Annotated in this window: 29 protein-coding genes; 19 read left to right on the top strand and 10 right to left on the bottom strand. The window is 64.6% G+C overall.

The features are described 5' to 3' along the window. Window positions 1–118: 118 nt before the first annotated feature. From ACJ8FR_RS01710 to ACJ8FR_RS01755, 10 genes are all read left to right on the top strand, one after another. The gene (locus tag ACJ8FR_RS01710; RefSeq protein ID WP_407826875.1) at window positions 119–718 is read left to right on the top strand and encodes a LemA family protein; all 600 of its coding nucleotides are present in this window, start codon (window positions 119–121) and stop codon (window positions 716–718) included. 1 nt (window position 719) lies between these two features. After that, on the top strand, window positions 720–1,559 hold the full coding sequence (locus ACJ8FR_RS01715) for a TPM domain-containing protein (RefSeq protein ID WP_407826876.1): 840 nt from the start codon (window positions 720–722) through the stop codon (window positions 1,557–1,559). Further along, window positions 1,556–2,230 carry a TPM domain-containing protein gene (locus ACJ8FR_RS01720; RefSeq protein ID WP_407826877.1) on the top strand — a complete coding sequence of 225 codons (675 nt, stop codon included), beginning with the start codon at window positions 1,556–1,558 and terminating at the stop codon, window positions 2,228–2,230. The genes ACJ8FR_RS01715 and ACJ8FR_RS01720 overlap by 4 nt, the downstream gene beginning before the upstream one ends. After that, entirely contained in the window at window positions 2,227–2,742 is a 516-nt protein-coding gene (locus tag ACJ8FR_RS01725) for an NUDIX hydrolase (RefSeq protein ID WP_407826878.1), read from the top strand. Before ACJ8FR_RS01720 ends, ACJ8FR_RS01725 begins: the two co-directional genes overlap by 4 nt. A gap of 39 nt (window positions 2,743–2,781) precedes the next feature. Beyond that, a complete protein-coding gene (locus ACJ8FR_RS01730; protein WP_407826879.1) occupies window positions 2,782–3,615 on the top strand; it encodes a metallophosphoesterase family protein in 834 nt (277 codons plus the stop codon). A gap of 8 nt (window positions 3,616–3,623) precedes the next feature. Further along, complete coding sequence (gene nadC / locus ACJ8FR_RS01735; RefSeq protein WP_407826880.1) at window positions 3,624–4,472, top strand: carboxylating nicotinate-nucleotide diphosphorylase; 849 nt, start codon at window positions 3,624–3,626, stop codon at window positions 4,470–4,472. Window positions 4,473–4,612: 140 nt separating this feature from the next. Then, window positions 4,613–5,002, top strand: a complete 390-nt coding sequence (locus ACJ8FR_RS01740) for a hypothetical protein (protein WP_407826881.1) — start codon at window positions 4,613–4,615, stop codon at window positions 5,000–5,002. Window positions 5,003–5,148: 146 nt separating this feature from the next. Further along, window positions 5,149–6,555 carry an NAD(P)H-dependent flavin oxidoreductase gene (locus ACJ8FR_RS01745; protein WP_407826882.1) on the top strand — a complete coding sequence of 469 codons (1,407 nt, stop codon included), beginning with the start codon at window positions 5,149–5,151 and terminating at the stop codon, window positions 6,553–6,555. A gap of 2 nt (window positions 6,556–6,557) precedes the next feature. Further along, a complete protein-coding gene (locus ACJ8FR_RS01750; RefSeq protein WP_407826883.1) occupies window positions 6,558–7,034 on the top strand; it encodes an SH3 domain-containing protein in 477 nt (158 codons plus the stop codon). A 16-nt stretch (window positions 7,035–7,050) separates the two neighbouring features. Then, complete coding sequence (locus ACJ8FR_RS01755) at window positions 7,051–7,443, top strand: RidA family protein (RefSeq protein WP_407826884.1); 393 nt, start codon at window positions 7,051–7,053, stop codon at window positions 7,441–7,443. A 10-nt stretch (window positions 7,444–7,453) separates the two neighbouring features. Here the strand turns inward: ACJ8FR_RS01755 and ACJ8FR_RS01760 are convergent, their stop codons facing one another. The 3 genes from ACJ8FR_RS01760 to ACJ8FR_RS01770 form a co-directional block, all read right to left on the bottom strand. After that, window positions 7,454–7,840 carry a hypothetical protein gene (locus ACJ8FR_RS01760; RefSeq protein ID WP_407826885.1) on the bottom strand — a complete coding sequence of 129 codons (387 nt, stop codon included), beginning with the start codon at window positions 7,838–7,840 and terminating at the stop codon, window positions 7,454–7,456. A 135-nt stretch (window positions 7,841–7,975) separates the two neighbouring features. After that, window positions 7,976–8,398 (bottom strand): hypothetical protein, encoded by a 423-nt coding sequence (locus ACJ8FR_RS01765; protein WP_407826886.1) that lies wholly within the window; start codon window positions 8,396–8,398, stop codon window positions 7,976–7,978. Window positions 8,399–8,538: 140 nt separating this feature from the next. Further along, window positions 8,539–9,732, bottom strand: coding sequence for an acetyl-CoA C-acyltransferase (locus ACJ8FR_RS01770; RefSeq protein ID WP_407826887.1), 1,194 nt, complete (start codon window positions 9,730–9,732; stop codon window positions 8,539–8,541). Window positions 9,733–9,935: 203 nt separating this feature from the next. On the opposite strand from ACJ8FR_RS01770, the gene ACJ8FR_RS01775 reads away from it, so the two are divergent. Continuing rightward, window positions 9,936–10,373, top strand: a complete 438-nt coding sequence (locus tag ACJ8FR_RS01775; RefSeq protein ID WP_407826888.1) for a c-type cytochrome — start codon at window positions 9,936–9,938, stop codon at window positions 10,371–10,373. Window positions 10,374–10,430: 57 nt separating this feature from the next. Next, window positions 10,431–11,582: an isovaleryl-CoA dehydrogenase gene (locus ACJ8FR_RS01780; RefSeq protein ID WP_407826889.1), complete on the top strand. Its 1,152-nt coding sequence runs from the start codon at window positions 10,431–10,433 to the stop codon at window positions 11,580–11,582. Here the strand turns inward: ACJ8FR_RS01780 and ACJ8FR_RS01785 are convergent. The 5 genes from ACJ8FR_RS01785 to ACJ8FR_RS01805 all read right to left on the bottom strand — a co-directional run bounded on the left by ACJ8FR_RS01785 (window position 11,579) and on the right by ACJ8FR_RS01805 (window position 17,297). Beyond that, window positions 11,579–12,322: a DUF2182 domain-containing protein gene (locus tag ACJ8FR_RS01785; RefSeq protein WP_407826890.1), complete on the bottom strand. Its 744-nt coding sequence runs from the start codon at window positions 12,320–12,322 to the stop codon at window positions 11,579–11,581. The genes ACJ8FR_RS01780 and ACJ8FR_RS01785 overlap by 4 nt on opposite strands. Then, complete coding sequence (locus ACJ8FR_RS01790; RefSeq protein ID WP_407826891.1) at window positions 12,306–12,938, bottom strand: DUF1326 domain-containing protein; 633 nt, start codon at window positions 12,936–12,938, stop codon at window positions 12,306–12,308. The genes ACJ8FR_RS01785 and ACJ8FR_RS01790 overlap by 17 nt, the downstream gene beginning before the upstream one ends. Window positions 12,939–13,019: 81 nt before the next feature. Next, window positions 13,020–14,081: a 2-oxoglutarate and iron-dependent oxygenase domain-containing protein gene (locus tag ACJ8FR_RS01795; RefSeq protein WP_407826892.1), complete on the bottom strand. Its 1,062-nt coding sequence runs from the start codon at window positions 14,079–14,081 to the stop codon at window positions 13,020–13,022. Then, window positions 14,078–14,974, bottom strand: coding sequence for a TSUP family transporter (locus tag ACJ8FR_RS01800; RefSeq protein WP_407826893.1), 897 nt, complete (start codon window positions 14,972–14,974; stop codon window positions 14,078–14,080). The genes ACJ8FR_RS01795 and ACJ8FR_RS01800 overlap by 4 nt, the downstream gene beginning before the upstream one ends. A 247-nt stretch (window positions 14,975–15,221) precedes the next feature. Continuing rightward, a complete protein-coding gene (locus ACJ8FR_RS01805; protein WP_407826894.1) occupies window positions 15,222–17,297 on the bottom strand; it encodes a M13 family metallopeptidase in 2,076 nt (691 codons plus the stop codon). A 116-nt stretch (window positions 17,298–17,413) separates the two neighbouring features. On the opposite strand from ACJ8FR_RS01805, the gene ACJ8FR_RS01810 reads away from it, so the two are divergent. From ACJ8FR_RS01810 to ACJ8FR_RS01835, 6 genes are all read left to right on the top strand, one after another. After that, window positions 17,414–19,015, top strand: coding sequence for a carboxyl transferase domain-containing protein (locus tag ACJ8FR_RS01810; protein WP_407826895.1), 1,602 nt, complete (start codon window positions 17,414–17,416; stop codon window positions 19,013–19,015). A gap of 654 nt (window positions 19,016–19,669) precedes the next feature. Then, on the top strand, window positions 19,670–21,538 hold the full coding sequence (locus ACJ8FR_RS01815; protein ID WP_407826896.1) for an acetyl/propionyl/methylcrotonyl-CoA carboxylase subunit alpha: 1,869 nt from the start codon (window positions 19,670–19,672) through the stop codon (window positions 21,536–21,538). After that, window positions 21,531–22,046: a superoxide dismutase family protein gene (locus ACJ8FR_RS01820; protein WP_407826897.1), complete on the top strand. Its 516-nt coding sequence runs from the start codon at window positions 21,531–21,533 to the stop codon at window positions 22,044–22,046. The genes ACJ8FR_RS01815 and ACJ8FR_RS01820 overlap by 8 nt, the downstream gene beginning before the upstream one ends. A 6-nt stretch (window positions 22,047–22,052) precedes the next feature. Continuing rightward, on the top strand, window positions 22,053–22,424 hold the full coding sequence (locus ACJ8FR_RS01825) for a GFA family protein (RefSeq protein ID WP_407826898.1): 372 nt from the start codon (window positions 22,053–22,055) through the stop codon (window positions 22,422–22,424). Window positions 22,425–22,561: 137 nt separating this feature from the next. Continuing rightward, window positions 22,562–22,759 (top strand): hypothetical protein, encoded by a 198-nt coding sequence (locus tag ACJ8FR_RS01830; protein ID WP_407826899.1) that lies wholly within the window; start codon window positions 22,562–22,564, stop codon window positions 22,757–22,759. A gap of 156 nt (window positions 22,760–22,915) precedes the next feature. After that, window positions 22,916–23,101 (top strand): DUF3606 domain-containing protein, encoded by a 186-nt coding sequence (locus tag ACJ8FR_RS01835; RefSeq protein ID WP_407826900.1) that lies wholly within the window; start codon window positions 22,916–22,918, stop codon window positions 23,099–23,101. A gap of 16 nt (window positions 23,102–23,117) precedes the next feature. Here ACJ8FR_RS01835 and ACJ8FR_RS01840 read toward each other — a convergent pair whose 3' ends face one another. Then, window positions 23,118–23,336 carry a hypothetical protein gene (locus ACJ8FR_RS01840; RefSeq protein WP_407826901.1) on the bottom strand — a complete coding sequence of 73 codons (219 nt, stop codon included), beginning with the start codon at window positions 23,334–23,336 and terminating at the stop codon, window positions 23,118–23,120. 105 nt (window positions 23,337–23,441) lie between these two features. Continuing rightward, window positions 23,442–24,086, bottom strand: coding sequence for a hypothetical protein (locus ACJ8FR_RS01845; protein WP_407826902.1), 645 nt, complete (start codon window positions 24,084–24,086; stop codon window positions 23,442–23,444). 476 nt (window positions 24,087–24,562) lie between these two features. Between ACJ8FR_RS01845 and ACJ8FR_RS01850 the strand changes: the two genes are divergently transcribed. Then, entirely contained in the window at window positions 24,563–25,288 is a 726-nt protein-coding gene (locus ACJ8FR_RS01850; RefSeq protein ID WP_407826903.1) for a hypothetical protein, read from the top strand. Window positions 25,289–25,317 lie beyond the last annotated feature (29 nt).

A 25,317-nucleotide genomic window follows, 5' to 3' on the forward strand; every position in this document is an offset into this window, starting at 1 on the left:
AGCATAGTCCATTGCGGACGGCGTGCCACCAGCCACTGCTGTGTTGCTGGATTAAGACAGCATTGAAACGCAACAGCCGTGCGTCTACTTATGGCCGCAACGATCAAGGGGATATTCGATGACCTTCTTTCGCCGTTTGGGTTTGTTCGCGCCGCTCGCTGCCCTCAGCCTTGCCGGCTGCGGGATCAACAGCGTCCCCACCGCCGAGGAGCAGGTCAACGCCAAGTGGGGCGATCTGCAGGCTGACTATCAGCGCCGCGCCGACCTCGTCCCGAACCTGGTCAACACGGTGAAGGGCTATGCCCAGCAGGAAAAGACGGTGCTGACGCAGGTGACGGAGGCCCGCGCCAAGGCAACCAGCATTCAGCTCAACGCGGGCGACCTCAGCGACCCGGCCAAGGTGCAGGCGTTCCAGAACGCGCAAAGCCAGCTCAGCGGCTCGCTCGGCCGGCTGCTGGCGTCGTTCGAAGCCTATCCCGACCTCAAGTCCAACCAGAACTTCCTCGCGCTCCAGGACCAGCTGGAGGGTACCGAGAACCGGATCGAAGTCGCGCGCCGCGACTACAACGAGTCCGTGCGCCAGTATAATACGCTGGTCCGCACCTTCCCGACGGCGATCGGCGCCAAGGTGTTCTACGGCGCCAAGCCCAAGGTCCCGTTCGAGGCTGCGGCCGCCGCTCAGACTGCGCCGACGGTCAATTTCGGCAACGCGAGCTGAGGTGAAACAACTCCTGGCCGTCCTGTGGCTGGCGCTTTTCGCGCTGGCCACACCTGCCGCGGCGCAGACTTTTCCACCGCTCACGGGCCGCGTGGTCGACCAAGCGCACCTGCTGACGCCGGCGCAGGTCGACGACCTTACCAGCAAATCGGCGGCGCTGGAGGCGCAGAGCGGACGCCAGTTCGTAGTTGCGACCGTCAACAGTCTGGAAGGCCATCCAGTCGACGACTACGCCTACCGCCTCGGTCGCGCTTGGGGACTGGGCCAAAAAGGGAAGGACGACGGCGTTCTCCTACTGGTCGCTCCCAATGAGCACAAAGTATGGATCGCGACGGGCTACGGCTCCGGCGCCTTCATGACTGACGCGATGTCGGGCGTGATCACTCGCGAAGACATTTTGCCGCACTTCAAGCAGAACCCGCCTGACTATGGCGGCGGCATCGAGGCTGGCGCCGCCGCAATCATCAAGCAGATGAGCCTGCCGCCCGATCAAGCCGCGAAGAATGTCGCTGCTGCGACCCAGGCACAGCAGCAGCGCCAGCATTCGGGCGGCAGCCCGCTTCCGATCCTCTTCTGGGTGATGGTGATTGGCTTCGTCGTCCTGTCGCATTTTCGCCGCGGCGCCGGGCGCCGCTATCGCGGCCGCCACGGCGGCATCAGCCCTTGGGTCGTGCTTTGGGGCCTCAACGAGCTTAGCCGCGGTTCGCGCGACAGCAGCTGGGGCGGCGGCGGGTCGTCCTGGGGTGGCGGAGGAGGCGGCTGGGGCGGAGGCGGAGGCGGTGGCGGCTTTTCGGGCGGCGGCGGATCGTTCGGCGGCGGCGGTGCTGGAGGCAGCTGGTGATCCGCCTCTCCGACGCGGACCGCGAGAAAGTGTCCGCAGCGATCGCCGCGGCCGAAGCGAACAGCAACGGCGAGATCGTCGCGGTCGCGACGCCGATCAGCGACCCCTATCACGACGTCGCGCTGCACTGGGCGCTGGTCCCATTGTTCGCGGTCCTGGCATGGGCGGCATGGCGCCCGACGGCGCTCGTCTGGTGGTACGATTTCCTGTTTGGGGGCTGGTCGCCTGATCCGACGATGAGCCAGCTCCTGACGTTGCTCATGTTTTTCGCCGCCCTCAAGTTCACCGTCGCGCTGCTGATCCTCAAGTGGATGCCGCTACGGCTGCTGCTGACGCCCGCCTCGACCAAGCACCGCCGAGTGCGCCGCCGCGCCGTCACTGTGTTCAAGGCCGCAGCCGAACGCCGCACCGCCGGCCGCACCGGAATCCTCATCTATCTCTCGATGGCCGAGCGGCGGGCGGAAATTGTTGCCGACGAAGCGATCCTCAAGGTCACCGACGATCACACTTGGGGCGAGGCGATGGAAGCGCTGATCGTGCAGGTGCGCGAAGGCCGCCCGGGCGACGGGATCGTTGCCGCGATCGAGCGCGTTGGGACCGTGCTGGCCGAACATTTTCCACGCACTGGCGACGACACCAACGAGATCCCGGACAAGCTCATCGAACTATGAATCTTGACGACTTACCGCCGCCCGAAGTGATGTGGGCGGGCAAATATGTGCGCGCGCTGCGGCGCGGCAAATGGGAATATGCAAGCCGCGCCAACGATATCGCCGCAGTCGTGATCCTCGCGGAATATGACGGCAAGGTCATCCTCGTCGACCAGCCGCGGGTCGCGCCGGACTGCCGCTGCGTCGAGTTGCCCGCCGGTCTCGTCGGTGACCTCGATCCTGACGCCACGATTGAAGCCACCGCGATCAAGGAGCTTGAGGAGGAGACGGGCTTCACCGCCGAGCGCGTTGAAAGACTTGGTGAATTCTATTCCTCGCCCGGAATGCTCGCCGAAGCCTTCACGCTCGTCCGCGTCCACGGCGTGCGAAAGATCGGCGACGGGGGCGGGGACGAGAATGAGGACATCAACGTCCATATCGTCGCGCGCGCCGATATCCCCAACTTCCTCGAGCAGAAGCGCGCCGAGGGCTTCGGGATCGACGTCAAGCTCCTGCTGCTCCTGAATTACTGAACTGCCAGCGGCACCGGGCGTTCTTTCGAATGACCCGACATGACCCGCATCGTCCACCTTTCCGACCTCCACTTCGGCGCCCATGACGAGCGGCTAGTGGAGGCGGTCGAATGGCAGGCCGACAAGCTCAAGCCCGATCTCATCGTGATCAGCGGCGACTTCACCCAGCGCGCGCGAACCGAGGAGTTCCGCGAAGCGTGCGAGTTCCTCGATAGGTTGCGCGAGCGCGGGCACGAAGTGCTCGGCGTCCCCGGCAATCATGACGTGCCGCTGTACGACGTCCTCCGCCGCTTCCTGTCGCCGCTCGCGCGCTACCGCCGCTTCATCGATGACACCTTGTGCCCGTTCATCGAGCTTCCGGGCGTGGCCGTGCTCGGGATCAACACCGCGCGATCGCTCACCTTCAAGGACGGACGGCTCAACCGCGACCAGGTCGAGTTCATCCGCGAGACATTCGCACGGACGTCGGGCGAGACATTGCGGATCCTCGTCACCCACCATCCGCTGCTGGCGCTGAGGGTCGGCGAAGAGGTCGAACGCGCGATAGGCCGCCAGGAACTCGCGCTCGACGCGGTCGAGGAATCCGGCGTCGACATGCTGCTCGCCGGCCACAATCACCACGCCTTGAGCCATGACGCCGGCGACCTTGTCACGCGTGCCGGCGGCGTGCTCGTTGTCCAGGCCGGCACGGCGACCTCGACCCGCGTGCGCGAGCAGGAGCAGAGCTTCAATACGATCGATATTGCCGAGGGCGTGGCGACGATCACGGTCCACGCCTGGAAAAGCGGCGACTTCAGGGCCAGCGACGCGCAGCGTTACGAGTGGCAGGACGGCCGCTGGCGCATATTGAAATCCGCGGAGTCGGCGCACTAAGGCGGCGCATGGCGCTTCCCGATGGCTTTGACCTCGATGAGTTCGTGACGCGCGTCCTCGCCGAGGACCTTGGCAAAGGCGGCGACGTGACCTCGAACGCGACCATCGCCGCCGATGCGCGCTTCGACGCCGAGATGAACGCTCGGCAGCCGATGGTCGTGGCCGGTTTGGAGGTCGCCGCAGCGTTCTTTCGCGCGCTCGATCCGAAGGTCGAACTCGCGCTTCCGGGTAACGACGGCGACCTTGTGGACCACGGCTCGACGTTAATGCGCCTGAGCGGGAACGCCCGCGCGATGCTTGCCGGCGAGCGATCCGCGCTCAACACGCTCCAGCACCTCTCGGGTATCGCGACGCTCACGCGCCAATATGTCGATGCCATCGCCGGCACCGGCGCAATCCTGCTCGATACGCGCAAGACCATTCCGGGCCTGCGCGTGCTCGACAAATATGCGGCGCGCATGGGCGGCGCTCAGAACCACCGCATGCGCCTCGACGACGGGGTGCTGATCAAGGACAATCATGTCGCGGCGTGCGGTGGTGTCGGTGAAGCGGTCCGGCGCGCCAAGGCGGCCGAGACCGGACTCCAGGTGCAGGTCGAGGTCGATCGCATCGACCAGATCGAACCGGCGCTCGCCGCCGGTGCGGACCGCCTTCTGCTCGACAATATGGACCCGGCGACGTTGCGCTCGGCGGTGACGCTGGTCGCCGGGCGGGTCCCGCTGGAAGCGTCCGGGGGCGTCACGCTCGAAACGATCCGTTTTATCGCCGAGACCGGCGTCGACTTCATCTCGGTCGGACGAATCACCCAATCCGCGCCCGCCCCCGACATCGGCCTCGATTATTCGCGCGGCACTTGACCGCCCCTCGAGGCCGGCAGGAAAGCTTGCGGTCGGCTGACGGCATCATTCAGTCGCTCGACAGTAAGGAAGTAGCAAAAGCTGGTATCACGATGGCCGCGAGTCCCGGACGGCCAGGACAGAATCTGAGGAGTAATTTGATGTTCAGGAAAATCGCACTGGCCCTGGCGGCAACCGCATTCGTAGCAGTTCCCGCGGCCGCGGAGGCTCAAGGCTATTACGGCGGCGGCTACGGCGGCTACGGCTATTCTTATCCGAGCTACGGATACTCGAACGGCTATTCAAACGGCTACAACGGATACGGTAACGCCTATCCGAGCTATGGTTACTCCAGCGGCTACAGCAGCTATCCGGTCTATGGTTACGGCAATGGCGGCTACTACGGCAATTCCTACGGCGGCTACGGCAATCGTGGCTATAACAACTCTAACGGCCTCACGGGCGCGCTCGTCGGCGGCGTCATCGGCGCGGTGATCGGCAGTGCCATCGCAAGCGGCAATCACCATCATCATCGCTATCGCCGCTACTAGGTCACGGCGAATTCCAAGCGATAGATAACGGCTAGGCCGGGAAGCGATTCCCGGCCTGGTTCGTTAGGGGCCCGCGTCACGGCAATTTTAGTGAGCATTTGACGACTTAGCGCTTATATAGCCGCCGAATTCGCGGGAGAGTAAGCTTGTTCAAGGGCCTCCAGCCCATCCTCTACGGCGGACGTGAGGTCTGGCCGCTGATCGAAGGCGGCAAGGGCGTCAGCGCCACCAATCACGCGAGCAGCGGCGCCTGGGCGGCCGCCGGGGGCATCGGCACCGTCTCCGCGGTCAACGCCGACAGCTATGATCCGGAAGGCCGGATCGTCCCGCAGATCTATGCCGGCCTCACGCGCCGCGAGCGCCACGAAGAACTGATCAAATATGCGATCGACGGCGCGGTTGCGCAGGTCCAGCGCGCCTATGAGATGGCGTCCGGCAAAGGCGCGATCAACATCAATGTGCTGTGGGAGATGGGCGGAGCCCAGCGCGTGCTGCATGGCGTGCTCGAGCGCACCAAGGGCCTCGTCACCGGCGTCACCTGCGGCGCTGGCATGCCCTACAAGCTCAGCGAAATCGCTGCGTCGTACGGCGTCAATTACTTGCCCATCATCAGCTCGGCACGTGCGTTCAGCGCGTTGTGGAAGCGCGCCTATCACAAGGCCGCAGAATGGCTCGCGGCGGTCGTCTACGAGGATCCCTGGCTCGCCGGCGGCCACAATGGCCTCAGCAACGCCGAGGATCCGCGCAAGCCGCAGGATCCCTATCCGCGCGTCAAGGCGCTGCGCGACACGATGCGCGAGCAGGGCATCGCGGACAGCGTTCCGATCGTCATGGCCGGCGGCGTGTGGCGGCTCGACGAATGGGCCAATTGGATCGACAATCCCGAGCTCGGCCAAATCATCTTCCAGTTCGGCACGAGGCCCCTGCTGACACAGGAGAGCCCGATCCCGCCGGAGTGGAAGGCGCGGCTGATGACGCTCGAGGACGGCGACGTGCTGCTGCACCGCTTCTCGCCCACGGGTTTCTATTCATCCGCCGTGCGCAATCCGTTCCTGCGCAATCTCGAGGCGCGCAGCGAACGCCAGATCGCCTACACGAAAGAACCGATCGGCGACCATCATTTCCAGCTCGACGTCGGCATCGGCACCAAGAAGAATTACTGGGTCACCAAGGGCGACCTGATCCACGCCCGCGAATGGTATGCGCGCGGCTTCACCAACGCGATGAAGAGTCCGGACGACACGTTGATCTTCGTCACGCCGGAGGAAGAAAAACAGATCCGCATCGACCAGTCCGAGTGCATGGGCTGCCTCAGCCAGTGCGCTTTTTCATCCTGGGCGGACAATGAGAAGAATTCGACTGGCCGCTTGGCCGATCCGCGCAGTTTCTGCATCCAGAAGACGCTCCAGGACATTGCCCATGGCGGATCGGTCGAGCATAATTTGATGTTCGCGGGGCACTCGGCGTTCCGCTTCAGAACTGACCCATTTTATTCGAACGGCTTCATCCCTACAGTGAAGCAATTGGTGGACAGGATTCTGACCGGCGCGTGATGTTGGCCAAGGGGGCGCTTACCGCATTCCTGATTGTTGCCGTCGCGGCACCTGCGGCGGCGCAGGACAGGCAGCCGCCTTACTGGGCCTCGATCGCGAGCGGGCAGGCGATGACCAGAACGGGGCCGGGGAAGAACTATCCTGGCGTATGGCTGTACCAGCGCCGCGACCTGCCCGTGCGGGTCATCAAGAAGTACGACAATTGGCGGCTGATCCAGGACCCCGACGGGGCACAGGGCTGGATGCTCGTGACCCTGCTCAGCGACCGGCGGACGGCGCTGGTCAAGCCGGGCGCGCCGCGGCCAGTGCGCGTGGGCGCTTATGACGGCGCCAAGGCGCGCTACATGGCCGAAGCGGGCGTCGTCGGACGGATCAGCAAGTGCAACGACGGCTGGTGCCGGATCGAGATCGGCAAGCATGACGGCTTCATCCGCATGTGGGACATCTGGGGTGTCAGTGACGGCGAGGTGGTCGACTAAGCGCGGAGGAAAGCAAATGGCCGAAGGCGGACCCGAATATCTGCCCCGCTCAACTCTCGGCGGCCGACCGCTGCCTTTCTCGTCCGCGGTGCGCGTCGGCGACATCCTCTATCTCTCTGGGCAGATGGGGTTCCGCGACGACGGCACGCTTGCCGAGGGCATGGAAGGCCAGGCGCGCCAGGCTCTCGAGAATATTCGCGAGGTACTCGAAAGCGCCGGCCTCGATTTTGCTGACGTGTTCCATTGCACGGTGATGCTCGCCGACATGAAGCAGTGGTCCGCGTTCAACGCAGTCTATTTGGACTATTTCAACGAGCCGCTGCCGACGCGCAGCGCGTTCGGCACGAGCGGCCTGGCACTCGGCGGCCTCGTCGAGCTCGAGTGCCAGGCCTACACGGGGAAGAAGTAGCGCGTACGCGCTACTTCGGGATGGTCATCGCGACGTAAGCGACGCGCGTCACCTTCAGCTTTCGTCCCTTGTCGTTGGTAGTGACCATCGAATGGCCGATCCTCACCGCCCTCGTGGTCCAGCACATCTCGCCGTCTTTGGTCATCGCGCTGGTGAAGCAGGCCTTGTCGTCCTTCATCACCGCCGTGCCGTGATCGATGTGCTTCCCGGCGACACTGTTCTCAATGTAATTGCCGTCGGCGTCGATCGACTCCCGCACCTTTTTGCCCTTTTCGACGAAAATCCAGGTCGTTTGGTTGAGCTGGAATGCAGCGTGCTTGGCGGCCGTCTTGGCGCCGGCCGGCGTTGCGCCGGCGCATAGAAGGACGGCGGCGGTGAGGCAGATGGTGACGCGCATCGGCTTTCTCCCCTTTTGAAGGGAGCGCTCTTACTCCTGCGAAGCTGCAACCGCGAATCCAGCCCTACAGCGGTTTCTTCACCAAGGCCCTGCTCGAGCTCGAGTGCCAGGCCTATACGTGGAAGAAGTAGCTTCCTAACTGCGCTGCAGCGCAGCCCTATGCATGGCTTGGGCCAGTTCGAGCTGGTCATTATTAAGCAGCACATCGATCTGCTGCCGCGTCTTCGACCGCATCTCGTTTCGCTCGGCGACGAATTGATCGCGGCGAAGCGACGGCGGCGCGGTCAGCAACACCGCTTCGATGCGGTTGTGCTCGCGGTCAAGGATCGCCCTTACGCTGGTCGCCTGCGAGGGAGACAAATCGAGGTGCGACGTGATCATCGCCAGGCGGTGATCGATTCCCGTTTCGCCGGGATCGCGGGCGAGCATAACCTGACGCCAGTCAGGCCCATCGGGAACGCGAAAAGCTGCGGCATGTGCCTTGGGATCGGAGCCTTCGAGCACAAAAGTGCTCACGCCGGCGAGCGTTGAAATCATTAAGGCGGTGATTGGCTTCATGGGGCATCTCCGTCGACGACTCGGAACGCACAGTCGCGGCCCCCGGCGCGCACGGCGGCTCTCGCGGGGCGAAGCTTAACCCCAGATTGGCGAACGATGAATTTGCACCCCGACGAAGCCGGACGGTGCGCCGGTTGAGACTAGTCGACCAGCTCGACCGCCACGGCGGTTGCCTCGCCGCCGCCGATGCACAGGCTCGCGACGCCGCGTTTGAGCCCGCGGTCCTGGAGCGCGGCGATCAGCGTCGTCGTAATCCGCGCGCCGCTGGCGCCGATCGGGTGGCCGAGCGCGGTCGCTCCGCCATTCACGTTGATCTTTTCGTGCGGGATGCCGAGGTCGCGCATGGCGATCATCGCGACGCAGGCGAACGCCTCGTTGACTTCCCACAGGTCGACGTCGTCGACGCTCCATCCGGCCTTTTCCAGCACCTTGTGCAGCGCCGGCACCGGGGCAGAGGTGAACTTGGCCGGCTCCTGCGCGTGCGCGGCATGGGCGACCACGCGAGCGACCGGCGTCTTGCCGAGTTTGTCGGCGATGCTCTGGCGGGTCAGCACCAGCGCCGCGGCGCCGTCGCTAATCGATGATGAGGTCGCCGCGGTGATCCGCCCGTCCTTGGCAAAGGCAGCGCGAAGCTGCGGGATTTTTGCGGGATCCCCCTTGCCGGGCTGCTCGTCGACGTCGACGGTGAATTCGCCCTTGCGGCTGACTACGGTCACGCCGACGATTTCCTTCTCGAACCGGCCGCTCGAGATTGCGTCGTTGGCGCGGCGCAGGCTCTCGATCGCGTAGGCGTCCATGTCCTCGCGGGTGAACTGATATTCCTCGGCGGCTTCCTCGGCGAAAGTGCCCATCGCGCGGCCCGGCTCATACGCATCCTCGAGCCCGTCGAGCATCATATGGTCGTACATCGTGTCGTGGCCGATACGCGCCCCCGAGCGATACTTCTTCGACAGGTACGGCGCGTTTGACATGCTCTCCATGCCGCCGGCAACGATCACGTCGGCCGAGCCTGCGGTCAGCATGTCGTGGGCGAAGATTGTCGCTTGCATGCCTGATCCGCAGACCTTGTTGATCGTCACGGCTTCCGCAGAGCGGGGCAGGCCGGCGCCAAGCGCCGCCTGGCGCGCCGGGGCCTGGCCGAGGCCGGCAGGAAGCACATTTCCCATGAACACTTTGTCGACCTGGTCGCCCGAAATCCCCGCGCGCTCGACCGCGGCTTTGACCGCTGTGGCGCCAAGCTCGGTCGCGCTGACGCCAGCCAGCGCGCCCTGGAAGCTACCCATCGGCGTGCGGGCGTAGGAAAGGATGACGATCGAGTCGGGGTTGGTAGCCATTTGCTGCTGCTCCGGAGTCGGGATGCTGCAGCGCACATAAGATGCTCGAAGCACTTGTTCAAATTGGCTTTCCGATCAACGCGGCAATTGGCGGTTGACCCCCGCGATGCGTAAGCCATTGTCGCCGGGTCGCGATCGAGGGGACGAGCATGAGGCCTGGCGCATCACTTACCGTACTTTCAGCTGCAGCCGCTCTGTTCGGCGTGTCTGTTGCGGTTGCCCAAACGCCTCCCCCCGCTGCTCAGCCGCCCTTCGCGGTGCCGCCGTTCAAGAACCTCAAGGTGCTTCCCAAGGACATCGGACGCGCCGAGCTGCTGACCAACATGAAGTTCTTCGCGCAGTCGCTCGGCGTGCGTTGCACCTACTGCCACGTCGGGACCGAAGGGCAGCCGCTGTCGACCTTCGACTTCGCCTCCGACGCGAAGGACCACAAGAAGATCGCGCGGGACATGATGCGCCTAGCGCAGCACATCAACACCGAGCATTTGCCCGCGATCACCGGGCTGCCGGACGCGAAGGTCACCTGCTTCACTTGCCATCGCGGATCGACCAAGCCCGCGACCGAGATTCCACCGCCCGTCCAGGCGGCTCCGGCGGCTCCGGCCGCTCCGCCGGCCAAGACCGAGCGCGGCACCGGCTAAGGTCGGTTTCAACCTTTCATCCTCTCGTGCTAGCGGCGCTGAGCGAGAGGATTTCAGATGACCGACGCCACACTCGATTTCGACCTCGGCGAAATGGCCGATACGATCCGCGAGACGACGCGGCGTTTCGCCAAGGACAAGATCGAGCCGATCGCCGCCGAGATCGATGCGACGGACGAGTTCCCGCGGCACCTGTGGCCGCAGATGGGCGAGCTCGGCCTCCACGGCATCACGGTCGAGGAGGAGGATGGCGGCCTCGGCCTCGGCTATGTCGAGCATGTCGTCGCGCAGGAAGAGGTCGCCCGCGCGTCCGGCTCGGTGGGCCTCAGCTACGGCGCACACTCCAACCTTTGCATCAACCAGATCCGGCGCTGGGCGAACCCCGAGCAGAAGCGCAAGTACTTGCCCAAGCTGATCAGCGGCGAACATGTCGGCGCGCTGGCGATGAGCGAGGCGGGCGCGGGCAGCGACGTGGTCGGAATGAAGCTCAAGGCCGACAAGAGCGGCAACGGCTATCGCCTCAACGGCACCAAGTTCTGGATCACCAACGGCTCGATCGCCGACACGCTCGTCGTCTACGCCAAGACCGGCGAGGGCAGCCGCGGCATCACCGCATTCATGATCGAAAAGGACATGGAAGGTTTCTCGGTCGGGCAGAAGGTCGACAAGCTTGGAATCCGCGGATCGCCGACCGCCGAGCTGGTGTTCGACGACTGCTTCGTCCCGCCAGAAAATATCCTTGGGCAGGAGAATAAGGGCGTCGAGGTGCTGATGAGCGGCCTCGATTACGAGCGCACCATCCTCGCTGGAATGCAGATCGGGATCATGCAGGCTTGCCTCGACGTGGTCCTGCCCTATGTCCGCGAGCGCAAGCAGTTCGGCAAGCCGATCGGCAGCTTCCAGCTGATGCAGGCCAAGATCGCGGACATGTACGTCGCGCTCAATTCGTCCCGCGCCTACGTCTACCAGGTCGCGCGGGCGTGCGATGCCGGCAAGACGACGCGCCACGACGCCGCCGGCGCGATCCTGCTTGCGAGCGAGAATGCGGTGAAGGTCGCCAACGAGGCGGTCCAGGCGCTCGGCGGCGCCGGCTACACCAAGGACTGGCCGGTCGAGCGTTATTACCGCGACGCCAAGCTGCTCGACATCGGCGCCGGCACCAACGAGGTCCGCCGGATGCTCATCGGCCGCGAGGTGATCGGCGTCTAAGCGAGCAGCCGCAAAGCACCCCATCCAATCAGCGCCACGCCCGCGGCTCGGCCTAACCAATCGCCGCGGGGAAGAAGTTTCTCCGTCGCGACGATCAGCGTCAGGCCGATGACCCACAGCAGGTTCATCACGCCGCCGACGAACAGTAGCGCCATCAGCATCCAGCAGCAGCCGAGGCAGTAAGCGCCATGTCTCAATCCAAGCCGGACGGCGCCATCCCATCCTGGCCGCCAGTAGCGGGTGATGAATTGAGACGGCGAGCGGCATTGGCGCACGCAGGCCGACTTGATCGGCGAGAGCTGATAGACGCCGGCGGCGATCAGCACCGCGCCTTCAGCGAAGCGGTTGCCGAGATCCATTGACGGCCCGGTGAGGATTCTTTGCGCGACCGCCGCCGCAATGGAGAACAATAGCCATACCGCGAGGTAGCCGGCGAGGAACACCCATGTCCGAGCGATAGCCGCATCGCGAATTCGCATGTCGCGAACCCGCGAATATAACAGGATTGCCGGCGCGGCCGACGGCAGCATCATCGCGACCATCATCAGCCACCACATAAGCACGAGCGCGCCAAGCGGCGGGGTCTCGGCCTGCATCGCGGTCATGCCGGCTGTGCCGCCGATCGTCGCGCGGGCAGCGATGTACCACCATCCGAGCGCGGCCAGGAGGGCGACGCTGGCGGCAACCAGCGCGCGCTCGTGCCGCACGATCCGGGTGGTCAGATCAGGCGCGGACCACACCGTGGCTGTTGAGATTGAGATGTGCGAACTGGCCGTAGCTGTCCTTCATTTCTAGCGGCATCGTCTGATGGACCGTGCTTGACGCGCTGCCGATGTCGGCGACGGCATATTCGAAGCCGTCGGGGAGCACGATCTGCGCCCGCGATTCCGCTCCGCTGACCTTGTTGCGGATTGGCTCTCCCACCGTCTCGACATAGCCGGGGATGGATAAACGGGCGCGGCGTGCGTCGGGGTCGACCTCGAAGTCGATCGCGGTGAACACCGGCTCGTTCATCTTGGTGACGGTCGAAGCATAGACCGCGAACATGGTCGCGAACGAATCCGTGTCCTGGCCCGTCATGATCTTGAGGAGCGCGTCGCGCTGGGCCTCATTGGCGCGCTCATCGACAAAGGCGAGCGCTTCGCCATTGCCTTCGTGAATGGCGCCGGGCCATTTGAAAACGGCGCCGATCTTGAGCCCGTCCAGGCGTGTATCGCCGTGACGGCCCTCGTCGATGACGATTCCCGCAACCGCGTAGCAATGTCCTTTGTCCGGCAACGCGTTGAACTGGCAGTTGCAACCGTATTCGCACGAGCAATTGACCAGCTCTCGGCCCTTGAACTCCCAATAGGTCATCGCAACCGGCCTCCTCCATTACATGGTGCCTATATCATGGAGCCCCGGAGTCGCGGTAGCTTTCGCGCTGACCACCTCGCCTCAGCCGACCGCATAATCGTCGCCGTAGAATTTGCTCGTGCTGCGGGTGTGGAAGGTGATCGCCTTGATTGGCGCATATTTCGGCTCGCCCAGCCCGGGGAGGACCTCGAGCAGCTCGTCCTCCCAGACATAAACCGCCATCGGGAAAGAAACGCGTGGCGCTGAAAGATGCGATCCGTCGCTGGGTTTGCCGACGCGATGCGTGGTCGAGGGCAGCCGGTCGTTGGTGATCCGCTGCATGTAATCGCCGGTGTTGATGATGATCGAGCCCCATGGCGCACGCATCCGCACCCATTTTCCGCTGCGGTGATTCCACACCTGCAGCCCATCGGTCCGGCTTGCGGGCAGGATGGTGAACAGGTCGACGTCCTCGTGGCCGAGCAGGCGGCCGGCGCCCGAGCTGTCCTGATCGGCGGTCATCGGCGGATAGTAATTCAGCCGCATTCCGAAATTCGTGTCCGTCAGCTTGCGGTCGTAGATGTCGGGATCGACGCCGAGACCCTGGAACATGGCTTGGGCGATCGGCTTGAAGAGTGCCTCGTGAGCAAGCACGAGCCGGCGGAATGCCGGCTCATGGTCCGCGCGCGGCCAATAATCCTCGGCGCGGAATGGCGCGTCCCGCCGCTGGGGGACGTCGAACGCGCGCCTGCACCACACCCAGCCCTCGACCAGGTCGGGATGGATTTCGCTGGTTTCCTCGATCGGGAAATAGCCCTGATTGACCGAGCCGTGCCGCTTCGCGCGGAAGCGCATTTTTTCGTCGAGCGGCGTGGTCGTGAAAACCTGCGCCACGCGGTCGTGAATCTCGTCATAGAGGGTCGGATCGACACCGTGCCCGGTCAGGACCGCGAAGCCGATTTCGCCCAGTGCCTGCGCGAACTCCTCAGCAAAGCGCGCCTTGTCGCCGTCATTCCCATGCAGGAAACGTCCGAAGTCGAGGGTGGCGATCTCGTATTCCTCGTCGAACTCGTCGCCCGCGTCCTCGGCGAGGCGATAGGTGTGCGCCTTTCGTACTTGATCGTACTTTTCGAATTCGCGGTTGAGGGCCTGGGGATCGGTCATGATGCCGCCAATGGCGCCGTTACGCCCTCCGCCCGATGTTCACGGTGACCCCGGACAGCAGCGCGCGCCATCACTGCGGCGGTATAGAATACGACCACGGTGATCACGTAGCGAAGGATGTCGACGTCCATTTTCTTGACGATCAGCGCCGCGACCAGCACCGCTGGGATCCCGCCGAGCGCAAGTCCGACGACGATCCGAAGGTCGATATCCGGCACCTTGATGAACCTGATGCTCGATCCGGCGCCCATCAGCGATGCGCCCGACGCCATGATCGGAAAGCAATAATGCGGGTCCATTCCCATCAGGCTCAGCATCGCCAGGGTTGGCGCATAATTGCCGACCCCGAAATTGGCCAACAGCCCAAACACGAAGCTCGCAGCAATCGCGATGATCGTCAGACCCATCGGCAAACCCGACGCAGTGCCGCCCGTCGGCAGTTTGCCGGCGATGGCAAGCACGAATGCGATACCGGCCATCGTCAACCCAATGGCGACCGTCATCTGCACGATCCAGGCGCGGGAGCGGACAACCAGGGGCGCGCCGACGACCCCTCCCGCGAATGTCGCCATGGCACCGCCGAACAGCAGAACCGGATCGACACGGACTCCGAGCAGGATCAGAAAGATGATGCTTTCGACCATTGCCGGCGGCGTAAGCCCTGCGATCATCGTCGGCGGGATCAGCCGGTCGGGCACCATCTTGCGGAACTTCATCCACGCGGTGGTCTGCGCGAACGAGCCGATGCCGAATGTGTCGAAGAAATTGACCACTGCGCCGAGCAACAAGGCTTCGCCGGTCGGCGCGGCGCGGCGGGCAATCGACGCGCGCGCGAGCACGAACGCGTAGACGAGGATCGCCAAGGCGAGCGGAATGAGAAGCGCAATCAACATTGCCGTGTCTCGAATGTCATAGATTTTCACCTGAAACAAAAAAGCCCGCCGATGGCGGGCGGGCAGTCGACGATCTGAAGGCTATTCGATCAGTCGCGCCATCGCGCCGCATGGGGACGGCCGCGCCACCAGAGGTACGCGGTGCGGTCGGCGGCGATGGCGTCCAGGTTGGGCATCGAGCGCCTTGCTATGGCAAGCCGTTGCGCGTCGTCAAGCAGCCCCTGATCTCGGCGAAATAGAGAGCTGCCTAGCCCCAGATCTTCACCCGCTGGTTCGGCGCGAGATAGAGCTTCTGTCCGGGCTGGACATTGAAGGCGGGATACCAGGCGTCGATGTTGCGCGGCGCCAGCGCCCGGAATTGCTCGGGAGAGTGGCCGTTGGTGAGCACGATCTGCCGCAGCGTTTCGGGCCGCGACTTCACCGCCCAGGATTGCGCGAACGCGATGAAGAAGCGCTGGTCGCCGGTGAGGCCGTCGATCACCGGCGCGGGCTTGCCGTTCAATGACGCCTTGTACGCCTCGTAGCTCGCGCCGAGTCCGGCGACGTCCGCGATATTCTCGTTGAGCGTCAGCTTGCCATTCACGTGCAGGCCGGGAAGCGCTTCGTAGGCGTCATATTGCCTGGCGAGCATGTCCGCGATCGCCTGAAACCTCTTGAGGTCCGCCGGGGTCCACCAGTTGCGCAGCGCTCCCTGCGCATCGAACAGCGCGCCGCCGGTGTCGAAGCTGTGGCTGATCTCATGCCCGATGGTCGCGCCGATCGCGCCATAGTTGAACGCCGCATCGGCATTGGGGTCGAAGAATGGCTTGACCAGGATCGCTGCCGGGAAGTTGAGCGCATTCTGCACCGGCAGGTTCACGGCGTTGACCAGCTGCGGCGGCATCCACCATTCGTGCCGGTCCATCGGCTTGCCGATCTTGGCGATCTGGTGCCGGTACTCCTGCAAGGCGGCATTCTTCTCGTTGGCATAAGCATTGTCGGCGGTGATCGTCAGGCCGCCATAATCGCGCCAGGTGTCGGGATAGCCGACGCCCACGACGATACTGTCGACCTTCTTCAGCGCTTCCTGCTTGGTCGACGGCGCCATCCAGTCGATCGCCTTCACCCGCCTCGAGAAGGCCGCTTTCAGATTGACCACCATCTTCTCGATCTGCGCCTTGGACGAGGGCGGGAAATATTTGTCGACATAGGCTTTGCCGACCGCGTCCTGCAGCGCGTTGCTGGTCGCGTTGAGCGCCAGGGCATCGCGCGGCCGCTGCTGCGGCGTCCCTGCGAGCGTCGTGCCGTAGAAGGCAAAGTTCGCATCGCGGAATGGCTTCGGCAGCACGTTCGCGTGCTGGTTGAGCGTGTGGAAGGCGAGCAGGTCCTTCCAGTTCTGCAGTGGTTCGGAGCCGACCAGCGCGGCGAGCTTCGGAATCGCCGCGAAGTGATACGCATCGAACTTCTGCACGGTGCCGAGCTGGGCCGCGTTGAGCAGCGCGGTCCAGTCGATCCCCGGCGCCTTCTGCTCGAGCTGGGCCCGCGTCCACACCTGCGCGCCTTTGCCGGTATCCTCGCTGATCGCGCGCGCTTCATGCGCCCTGGCGATCTTGGTCTCGAGATCCATGATCCGGCCGGCGGCCCCCTGCGCATCGGGATAGCCGGCGTCCTGCAGGATCGTCTGGATGTAGGTGCGGTACTTATTGCGAATGTCCGCCATCTTCGGGTCGGCCGAAAGATAATAATCGCGCTCGGGCAGCCCGATACCGCCCTGCATCAAATAGGGGATTTGCTCGCCGGGAGTCGCGAGGCCCTGCGTCACGAAGACGCCGAACAGGTTCTGCGTCTGGTAGTTGGTGGCGTTGAGCGGGTCGGTGTCGGCGCGCAAAGTACCGCCGATCGCCGCGCTCAGCTGGTGCTTGTCGCCGATCTTGCCGATCGCGTCCAAATCCGCCTTCGCTGGGGAGAGTCCCGCTTTGTCCATCGCGTCGGTGTTGAGGTAGGCCTTGTAATAATTGGCGATCAGCGCGTCGTTGCCGCTGGTCGGGTTGGCATCGAGGATCGCTTTGAACAGTTCGCGCGTGTTCTTCTCGCGCTGCAAATCGGCGATCCAGAAGCCGCCGATGCGCGAACGGTCCGGCGGGATCGGGGTATTCTTGACCCAGTCCCCGTCGGCATAGCTGAAGAAGTCGTCGCCGGGCTTCACCGACTTGTCCATCCACGCCGTTTCGATGCCGATGCCCGTGCCCTGTTTTTGCTCGCTAGCAGTGGTCCCGCCGCCGGTCCGGTTGCACGCGCCGAGCGCCAGTGCGGAGGCGAAAATCAAAAGCAGTGGCTTGTGCATCACGTGAACCCTCTCCCAAGGCTTGAACGCCGTTCCTAGAAGCGCTGCTTTGCAAGCCCGCAAGCAGCGGCTAGGCGAGCGGCACGGCTTTTCGACCAACGGACGATCCTGGCGGCATGAGCGCACCGCGGCTTGAGACCAATATCGCGACGGACGGCGAGGAGTTCCGCGCCCGTGCAGCGCACAACCGCGCGCTCGCCGAAAAGCTCCGCGCCGACGTTGCCGAGGCCGCCAAGGGCGGGCCGCAGAAGCACCGCGAACGCCACGTATCGCGCGGCAAATTACTTCCAAGAGAGCGCGTCGAGCGGCTGCTCGATCCCGGTTCGCCGTTTCTCGAGATCGGTCAGCTCGCGGCGTGCGACATGTACGAGGGCGAGGTGCCGGGCGCCGGGATCATCGCTGGCATCGGCCGCGTCTCGGGGCGCCAGGTGATGATCGTGTGCAACGATGCGACGGTCAAAGGCGGCACTTACTATCCGCTAACGGTCAAGAAACACCTGCGCGCGCAGGAGATCGCCGAGCAGAACCGGCTGCCGTGCGTCTATCTGGTCGACAGCGGCGGCGCGAACCTGCCGCACCAGGCCGATGTGTTCCCCGACCGTGACCATTTCGGCCGCATCTTCTTCAACCAGGCGCAGATGTCGTCGAAGGGCATCGCGCAGATTGCCTGCGTGATGGGCAGCTGCACCGCCGGCGGCGCCTACGTGCCCGCGATGAGCGACGAGAGCGTGATCGTCCGCGAGCAGGGCACGATCTTCCTCGCCGGACCTCCGCTGGTGAAGGCCGCAACGGGGGAGGAGATCAGTGCCGAGGAATTGGGCGGCGGCGACCTCCACGCGCGCAAATCCGGCGTCGTCGACCATCTCGCCGAGAATGACGAGCACGCGCTGACCATCGTCCGCGACATCGTCTCGACATTGCAGCCTGAATCCGGCGCCGCGCTAGAGTTGCGCGACCCGCGCCCGCCGCTGTTCGACGCCGATGAACTCTACGGCATCATCCCCGAGGACGTCCGCGCGCCTTACGACGTGCACGAGATCATCGCGCGCATCGTCGACGCTAGCGAATTCCACGAGTTCAAGCCGCTCTACGGCTCAACTCTGGTGTGCGGCTTCGCCCACATCTGGGGCATTCCCGTCGCGATCCTCGCCAATAACGGCGTCTTGTTCAGCGAGAGCGCGCTCAAAGGCGCTCACTTCATCGAGCTCGCTTGCCAGCGGCGCACGCCCTTGCTGTTCCTGCAAAATATCTCGGGCTTCATGGTTGGCGGGAAGTACGAAGCCAAGGGCATCGCCAAGCACGGCGCCAAGCTGGTCACCGCCGTCGCCACCGCGCAGGTGCCCAAGGTCACCGTGCTGATCGGCGGCAGCTTCGGCGCCGGCAATTACGGAATGGCCGGCCGCGCTTACTCGCCGCGCTTCCTCTTCACATGGCCCAACAGCCGCATCAGCGTGATGGGCGGCGAGCAGGCGGCGAGCGTCCTCGCGGCCGTCCACCGCGACGCCGCGAAATGGACGGCCAAACAAGTCGAAGCGTTCAAACAGCCGATCCGCGACGATTATGAAGCGCAGGGCAATCCGTGGCACGCGACCGCGCGGCTGTGGGATGACGGCATCATCGACCCGGCGCAAACGCGCGATGTGCTCGGCCTGGCCTTTGCGGTGACGCTGAACGCGCCAATCCCCGACCGGCCGCAGTTCGGCGTGTTCAGGATGTGATCCCAGTGGACGCGAGCGCATCAATTCCTCCCCGGAACGGGGAGGGGGACCGCACGGAGTGCGGTGGAGGGGGCCCACGCGTTGTCCGAACTGTTGCAGCCTTGCTCTTTTCAGCAGCCGTGCCTGATCCAGGATCAGCAGCGCCCTCTCGCAATCTGATCGAACGGACCGAGGCTGCCTTAGTCGAGCAAATCAGATGCGATCAGGCAACTCAGCCTGCGGATGCGATAAATGCCATGTTGAGAAATAGGCTTGTTCGTTACGGCGACAATGAAGACGGCATTTACATGTTTGTCCCAAGACAGCCGTTGAAGTTTCTAGGTCTTCCGATTAGGCTCATATCTGCCTTCGACGAGAAGCCGATCCACGGTGTTCCAGGCTCGCGGATCTTTACCCCCGTTCCGCCCATACTTCTCGAGATTGATGTTGCCGCACCAGTCAGCGTCCTGAAAAGGCGAGCCTCCGACGCTGGTTTGACAGCGAAACGGCTGTGGATTTCCTCGGGAGGCAATTACACGTCTCATTTCGGAGGCAAGATTCCGAGGACCTCAAGCATCACATGTCTATCGCCGCAATGATGGCGAAGTGTTGCCAAGCCGGCCTCGTCTACCACCTGGCGGCTGGTCCCCCTCGCCGTTTCGGGGAGGAATTGGCGTGATCACCTCCCTCCTCATCGCCAATCGCGGGGAGATCGCGTGCCGGGTGATCCGCACCGCGCGACGGATGGGCATCCGCACGGTCGCGGTCTATTCCGATGCAGACGCCAAGGCGCTGCACGTGCGCATGGCGGATGAGGCGGTGCACATCGGGCCGAGCCCGGCGCGGGAGTCGTATCTGCGCGGCGAAGTGATGATCGAAGCGGCGAAAGCGACCGGCGCGGAAGCGATCCACCCCGGCTACGGCTTCCTTTCCGAGAACGCAGACTTCGCCCAGGCTGTGATCGACGCCGGCCTGATCTGGGTCGGGCCGAAGCCGGTCAGCATCCGCGCCATGGGCCTCAAGGACGCGGCGAAGAAGCTGATGGCCGAAGCAGGCGTCCCGGTGACTCCCGGCTATCTCGGCGAGGATCAGGACCCGAAGCGTCTCAGGAAGGAGGCCGATACGATCGGCTATCCGGTGCTGATCAAGGCGGTCGCGGGCGGCGGCGGCAAGGGCATGCGCAAGGTGGATCGCGCCGAGGACTTCGATGACGCACTCGAGAGCTGCAAGCGCGAAGCCACATCCAGCTTCGGCAACGACGTCGTCCTCCTCGAAAAATGGATCGAAAGCCCGCGCCACATCGAGGTGCAGGTGTTCGGCGACAGTCACGGCAATGTCGTTCACCTGTTCGAGCGCGACTGCTCGCTCCAGCGTCGCCACCAGAAGGTCATCGAGGAAGCGCCCGCGCCCGGCATGGACGCGGAGACTCGCGAGGCGGTTTGCTGCGCGGCCGTGCGCGCGGCGCAGGCGGTCAGCTATGAAAGCGCGGGGACGATCGAGTTCATCGCCGACGCGTCCGAGGGCCTCCGCGCCGACCGCGTCTGGTTCATGGAAATGAACACGCGGCTCCAGGTCGAGCATCCGGTGACCGAGGAGATCACGGGGCAGGACCTGGTACTTTGGCAATTGGTTGTCGCTTCCGGTCACGAATTGCCGAAGCGACAGGACGAACTGTCGATCAGCGGCCACGCGATCGAAGCGCGGCTTTACGCCGAGGATCCGGCGAAGGGCTTCCTGCCGAGCGTTGGCAAGCTCGACTTCTTCCAGTTCGATAAGGAGGGGGTCCGGATCGACACTGGCTTCGAGAAGGGCGACGAGATCACGCCATTCTACGATCCGATGATAGCCAAGCTGATCACACATGCGCCAACCCGCGCAAAATCGATCGGGAAGATGATCAGCGCGATTAATCACAGCCGGATCTGGCCGCTGAAGACGAACGCTCACTTCCTGATGAATGCGGTGGGCCATCCCGAATTTGTTACCGGAGACATCGACACCGGCTTCATTGCTCGCTTTGAAGACCGACTTATCAGCAGGGAGGACGCGCATCCGAACCTGTGGCGGACTGCCGCGCGCACATTCGTCGAGCGCTTCAATGTCAGCCCGTTGGCCGGGTTTCGTTTGAATGCCGCTGCTGGCTGCCGGGTAACGCTGACTCACGACGGGGAAACGCGGACGGTCGACATTGCGTCGGACGACCCGTTCTCCATTGCTCGTGCCGAGTGGGAGGGAGATTCGCTTCTCCTTTTCATGTTCGGATCCGGGTACAAGTTCGACCTTCCGGGACGGGGAGGTGTAGTTGCGGGGCACGGTGTCCACGACGGCGAGATCGAGGCGCCGATGCCGGGCAAAGTGACCGCGGTCGACGTCGCGGCCGGCGACAAGGTTGCCAAGGGCCAGCGCCTGCTGACGCTCGAGGCGATGAAGATGGAGCATGCGCTGACCGCGCCGTTCGACGGCATTGTCGCCGAGCTCACCGCCACCGCCGGCGCCCAGGTCAGCGAAGGACAAATTCTGGTGAAGGTCGAAGCCGATGCGTAGATTCACTCTTCTCCTGACATTGCTCGTCACCGCCTGCGCCACGGCGCAGGAACCGCAGGGCGGCGCGCCGATGCCGCTGGTCAACGGCGCCGGGCAGCAGATCGGAACGGTGCGCGCCTGGCAGACTGCCGGCGGGGTCAGCTTCCACATCGCCGCCTCCGGGCTGACCCACGGCCTCCACGGCGTCCACGTCCACTCGGTCGGCCGCTGCGACCCGCCCGACTTCGCCAGCGCCGGTCCGCATTGGAACCCGGCGGGACGGCAGCACGGGCTCAACAACCCGCAAGGGCCGCACGCCGGCGACCTGCCCAACGTCGAGGTCGCGGCCAACGGCGTGCTCGGCGCGACGGTCGTGCTGCCCGGCGCGGCGATGGCGAACCTGCTCGACGCCGACGGCGCCGCGCTGGTGATCCATGCGCAAAGCGACGACTACAAGACCGACCCGAGCGGCAACAGCGGCGCGCGCATCGCCTGCGCGGTCCTCCGCCCCGGCGCCGAGCTCCGCTGACCGCGAATGCCGGTTACGGGCGCATGCCATTGCGGCGCGGTACGGATCGAGGCGCCGGGGTCGCCCGAATGGGTCGGGTCGTGCAATTGCAGCGTCTGCACCAAGCTTGGCTGGCTGGTCGCTTATTATCCCGACGACGGCGGCGTGCGGATCAGCGGCGAGACGGCATCCTACATCTGGGGCGACCGGATGATCTCGCTCCACCATTGCCCCAGCTGCGGTTGCGGGACCCACTGGGAGTCGACCGGCGAAAGCTACGGCCGCGTCGGCGTCAACGCCCGGCTGCTCGACGGCTTCGCGGTATCCGAGGGCAGAATGCTGTTCGACGGCGAGCCGCTCGAGGTCCGCTACCTCGACAATGCCAAGCCAGCTCGCTGATTTCATTTCACCTTGTTAACTAAGGTTAGTGCCTGTCCGGGATGGACGTCGTACCAAGCGCCATCACCGCCAGTGGCCTCAGCGTAGCGGTGACCGAGAGACAATGGAGAGCTCCCGCTGTGTCGTGGGACGTTCGTATGTCTTCTCCGCTCAAGATCTATCGCGTTTATTGCTACGACGCCGCGCACCAGGAACTCACGGCCGACTTCATCGAGGCGGCGAACGACGCGGACGCCATCGCTCAGGCACAAGCCACCGGGTTCGGCTCCAAATGCGAGATCTGGGACGGCCGGCGCCTGGTCGCGCAGCTCGAGGGCGAACGCCAGGCGGGCTGACGCCCTTTCGCGGGATCGGGCTTCGCCCCGGCGGCGCCACGCCCGGGCACATTCCACTTGCAGCGACGGGCGCAGCGGCGGAAGGCAGCGCTGCGCCGGAGCGGACCGTCCGGAGTCGCATGGCGTTTTTCAAGGTCCAATCGAGGGAGTTCGACCATGTCCAACACCCAAAGCGACCGCAGCCGGGTTTCGGCGAGCGATCCGAGCGAAGTGCGCTATTTCGCCCAGAAGCACGGACTGACCGACGACCAGGTGCGAGACCTGATCAAGCAGCACGGCAACGACCGCAAAACGCTCGAGGAAGCGGTCGCGACGATCAAGGGACCGGCCACGATCGTCTAAGGCCGCGGCGGCGGCTTCAATCATCGGCGGCGGGGGCGAGGCGTGAGATTTTCCTCGTGCGTTGCCACAGCTCGCACTGCGTCGAGAGGTTGAGGCGGCGGGCCTGGGCCATCGCGTCGGCGTCGTCGCACGCGGCGATCCACTCCGCGCCGCGGATCTTGCCGACACCGTCGAGGATATAGACGATGTAATTGGCCTCCTGCCGGCTTTCCTGTCGAATGGCTTGCTGCATCATGTCCCGCCCCATTTGAAAGTCGTTGTGGAGCGAGAACGATGACCGCGGCGGAGTTCATCCCGGCGAGACCGAACGCGGTGGCACGGTCACGCCGGGGCAAGCAGCTTAGCCGCGATAGCCGCCGGCCGGGCGGACGCGGATTCCGGTGACCGAGCCGTTATAGTCGACGTTGCAGCGGAAGCTGAGGCTGTTCGCCGCATAGGCCTGACCCCGATAGCCTTGGCCCTCATAGCCCTGGCCCTGATCGCCCTGGCCCTGATAGCCGTATTGGCCGCCATAGGCGCTGTTGTATCCGCCGCCGGAGCCCAAAGTCCCCGAGACGCGCAGGCCCGACGAGCGGCGCTCGACTTCGGTGATCGCCGTCACCCGCAGGCCCGCGGCGCGGTTGTACCCGTACCCATTCTGCTGGCCATATTGCTGGCCGTAGCGGTTGCCGTAACCGCCATAGCCGCCGCCGTACTGGGCCTGCGCCTGGGTCAGCGCGGCGCTGGCGCAGCGCGACACCGCCTGGCGGTCGGTGACGCTGTAGCGGTTGCCGAGCAGGCTATCGATGATCTGCTGAACGGGGTTCTGCGAATAGCCCTGGACATAGCCCTGGCCGTAGCCGGGGTAAGCCTGCTGGGGGTAGCCCTGCGGATATTGCTGCGGATATTGCTGCTGGTACTGCGGTTGCGGGTAATATTGCGCCGCGGCGGGAGCCGCGAGCGTTCCGATCGCCGCCGATGCGGCGAGAATGCTGGTGACGTTCATCATGGGAGTCCCTTCGCTCTCGACCGGAAAGCGCCGGTGAGTTCGGGGGTAGAACGAACGCCGCAACCAATTCGCTGCATCGACTGAGAACGACAGGAGGGCGGGGGGTGTGCCGGCTTTGGGATCTTGGGCGACGCGGCGCGGTGGCCAATCCAACAAAAGTTGACAAAGTTGACGCCATATATGCGCGGGGAGGTGCGCTTCGAAACGCAGCAATTGCAGCAAGCCTACACGTGCGCACGTGCCCGGGCGAACGCGCGGAGATCGGGTCGATTGAAGGCGCGCCGCGGCATGACATGCGGCGCGACAACAATCACAAAAGGGGTGCTGTAGGAAAATTGTTTCGGCTGGGCAGCCACCAAGCGGTGAGAGATAGGTCGTTAACATATTATTTGTCGGTCGCGGATGAATGAAGCGGGGCAGCGTCGCTGCACGCTCGCGCTCGGGGGCGAGTGAGTTCTTCAGGGAGTGAGTTCATGACATTTTCGATTCTTGTCGCTGCCGCAGCCGCGGCGGCGCAATCGGCCGCACCGCATTCGGCGGTCGATCCGGCCCAGGCGCGCGCTGCCGGTTATGCCCAGGCGCAGCAGGCGCTGTCGGGCGTCGGCGCCGTCCCGTTGCCGGCATCGCAAGTTCAGTTCGCGCCGGCGCCGGGATCACCGGTCGCCGCGCCGATGATGACCAGCGCCATCCTCCGCGTCGGCACCGAAGTGCCGCTGCGGCTCACGCAGGAGTTGACGACCAAGGGCAAGCAGCTGCGCGTCGGCGACCGCTTCCATCTCGAAACGTCCGAGCCGGTCATCGTCCAGGGCGTCAACGTCATTCCGGTCGGCAGTCCGGCCGTCGGCGAAATCACCGACGTCCAGAACAAGGGCATGTGGGGCAAGTCGGGCCATCTTTCGGCGCGCGTGCTCTACGTCACCGTCAACGGGCGCCAGATCAAGCTCAGCGGCGCGTTCGACGACAAGGGCGTCGCGGGCGGCGTCGGCGCGGTCGCGGTGTCGGCGATCGTCTTCCTGCCCGCCGGCTTCTTCATGACCGGCACCAGCGCGAAAGTGCCGGCCGGGTCGATCGTCAAGAGCTTCGTCGACGAGGATGTGCCGCTGTCGATGCCGGTCGCCGCGCAGGCGCCGCTGCAGGTGGGCGGTTCGGCAGCGCCGATGACGGTTGCGGCTGCGGCGGCAGGTCAGGCGCAGCACTAGGCTTCGGAGGAAGGCAGCACGATCCGTCG

Origin of the sequence: Sphingomonas sp. (assembly GCF_045810705.1) — a bacterium.
Classification (GTDB): Bacteria; Pseudomonadota; Alphaproteobacteria; order Sphingomonadales; family Sphingomonadaceae; genus Sphingomicrobium.

What these genes read in the sequence shown, in the direction of transcription:
- ACJ8FR_RS01710 (WP_407826875.1), top strand. Translation starts at nt 119, where the DNA reads ATGACCTTCTTTCGCCGTTTGGGTTTGTTCGCGCCGCTCGCTGCCCTC.
- ACJ8FR_RS01725 (WP_407826878.1), top strand. Translation starts at nt 2,227, where the DNA reads ATGAATCTTGACGACTTACCGCCGCCCGAAGTGATGTGGGCGGGCAAA.
- ACJ8FR_RS01730 (WP_407826879.1), top strand. Translation starts at nt 2,782, where the DNA reads ATGACCCGCATCGTCCACCTTTCCGACCTCCACTTCGGCGCCCATGAC.
- nadC (WP_407826880.1), top strand. Translation starts at nt 3,624, where the DNA reads ATGGCGCTTCCCGATGGCTTTGACCTCGATGAGTTCGTGACGCGCGTC.
- ACJ8FR_RS01740 (WP_407826881.1), top strand. Translation starts at nt 4,613, where the DNA reads ATGTTCAGGAAAATCGCACTGGCCCTGGCGGCAACCGCATTCGTAGCA.
- ACJ8FR_RS01755 (WP_407826884.1), top strand. Translation starts at nt 7,051, where the DNA reads ATGGCCGAAGGCGGACCCGAATATCTGCCCCGCTCAACTCTCGGCGGC.
- ACJ8FR_RS01760 (WP_407826885.1), bottom strand. Translation starts at nt 7,840, where the DNA reads ATGCGCGTCACCATCTGCCTCACCGCCGCCGTCCTTCTATGCGCCGGC.
- ACJ8FR_RS01765 (WP_407826886.1), bottom strand. Translation starts at nt 8,398, where the DNA reads ATGAAGCCAATCACCGCCTTAATGATTTCAACGCTCGCCGGCGTGAGC.
- ACJ8FR_RS01770 (WP_407826887.1), bottom strand. Translation starts at nt 9,732, where the DNA reads ATGGCTACCAACCCCGACTCGATCGTCATCCTTTCCTACGCCCGCACG.
- ACJ8FR_RS01780 (WP_407826889.1), top strand. Translation starts at nt 10,431, where the DNA reads ATGACCGACGCCACACTCGATTTCGACCTCGGCGAAATGGCCGATACG.
- ACJ8FR_RS01790 (WP_407826891.1), bottom strand. Translation starts at nt 12,938, where the DNA reads ATGACCTATTGGGAGTTCAAGGGCCGAGAGCTGGTCAATTGCTCGTGC.
- ACJ8FR_RS01795 (WP_407826892.1), bottom strand. Translation starts at nt 14,081, where the DNA reads ATGACCGATCCCCAGGCCCTCAACCGCGAATTCGAAAAGTACGATCAA.
- ACJ8FR_RS01800 (WP_407826893.1), bottom strand. Translation starts at nt 14,974, where the DNA reads ATGTTGATTGCGCTTCTCATTCCGCTCGCCTTGGCGATCCTCGTCTAC.
- ACJ8FR_RS01805 (WP_407826894.1), bottom strand. Translation starts at nt 17,297, where the DNA reads ATGCACAAGCCACTGCTTTTGATTTTCGCCTCCGCACTGGCGCTCGGC.
- ACJ8FR_RS01810 (WP_407826895.1), top strand. Translation starts at nt 17,414, where the DNA reads ATGAGCGCACCGCGGCTTGAGACCAATATCGCGACGGACGGCGAGGAG.
- ACJ8FR_RS01820 (WP_407826897.1), top strand. Translation starts at nt 21,531, where the DNA reads ATGCGTAGATTCACTCTTCTCCTGACATTGCTCGTCACCGCCTGCGCC.
- ACJ8FR_RS01825 (WP_407826898.1), top strand. Translation starts at nt 22,053, where the DNA reads ATGCCGGTTACGGGCGCATGCCATTGCGGCGCGGTACGGATCGAGGCG.
- ACJ8FR_RS01830 (WP_407826899.1), top strand. Translation starts at nt 22,562, where the DNA reads ATGTCTTCTCCGCTCAAGATCTATCGCGTTTATTGCTACGACGCCGCG.
- ACJ8FR_RS01835 (WP_407826900.1), top strand. Translation starts at nt 22,916, where the DNA reads ATGTCCAACACCCAAAGCGACCGCAGCCGGGTTTCGGCGAGCGATCCG.
- ACJ8FR_RS01840 (WP_407826901.1), bottom strand. Translation starts at nt 23,336, where the DNA reads ATGATGCAGCAAGCCATTCGACAGGAAAGCCGGCAGGAGGCCAATTAC.
- ACJ8FR_RS01845 (WP_407826902.1), bottom strand. Translation starts at nt 24,086, where the DNA reads ATGAACGTCACCAGCATTCTCGCCGCATCGGCGGCGATCGGAACGCTC.
- ACJ8FR_RS01850 (WP_407826903.1), top strand. Translation starts at nt 24,563, where the DNA reads ATGACATTTTCGATTCTTGTCGCTGCCGCAGCCGCGGCGGCGCAATCG.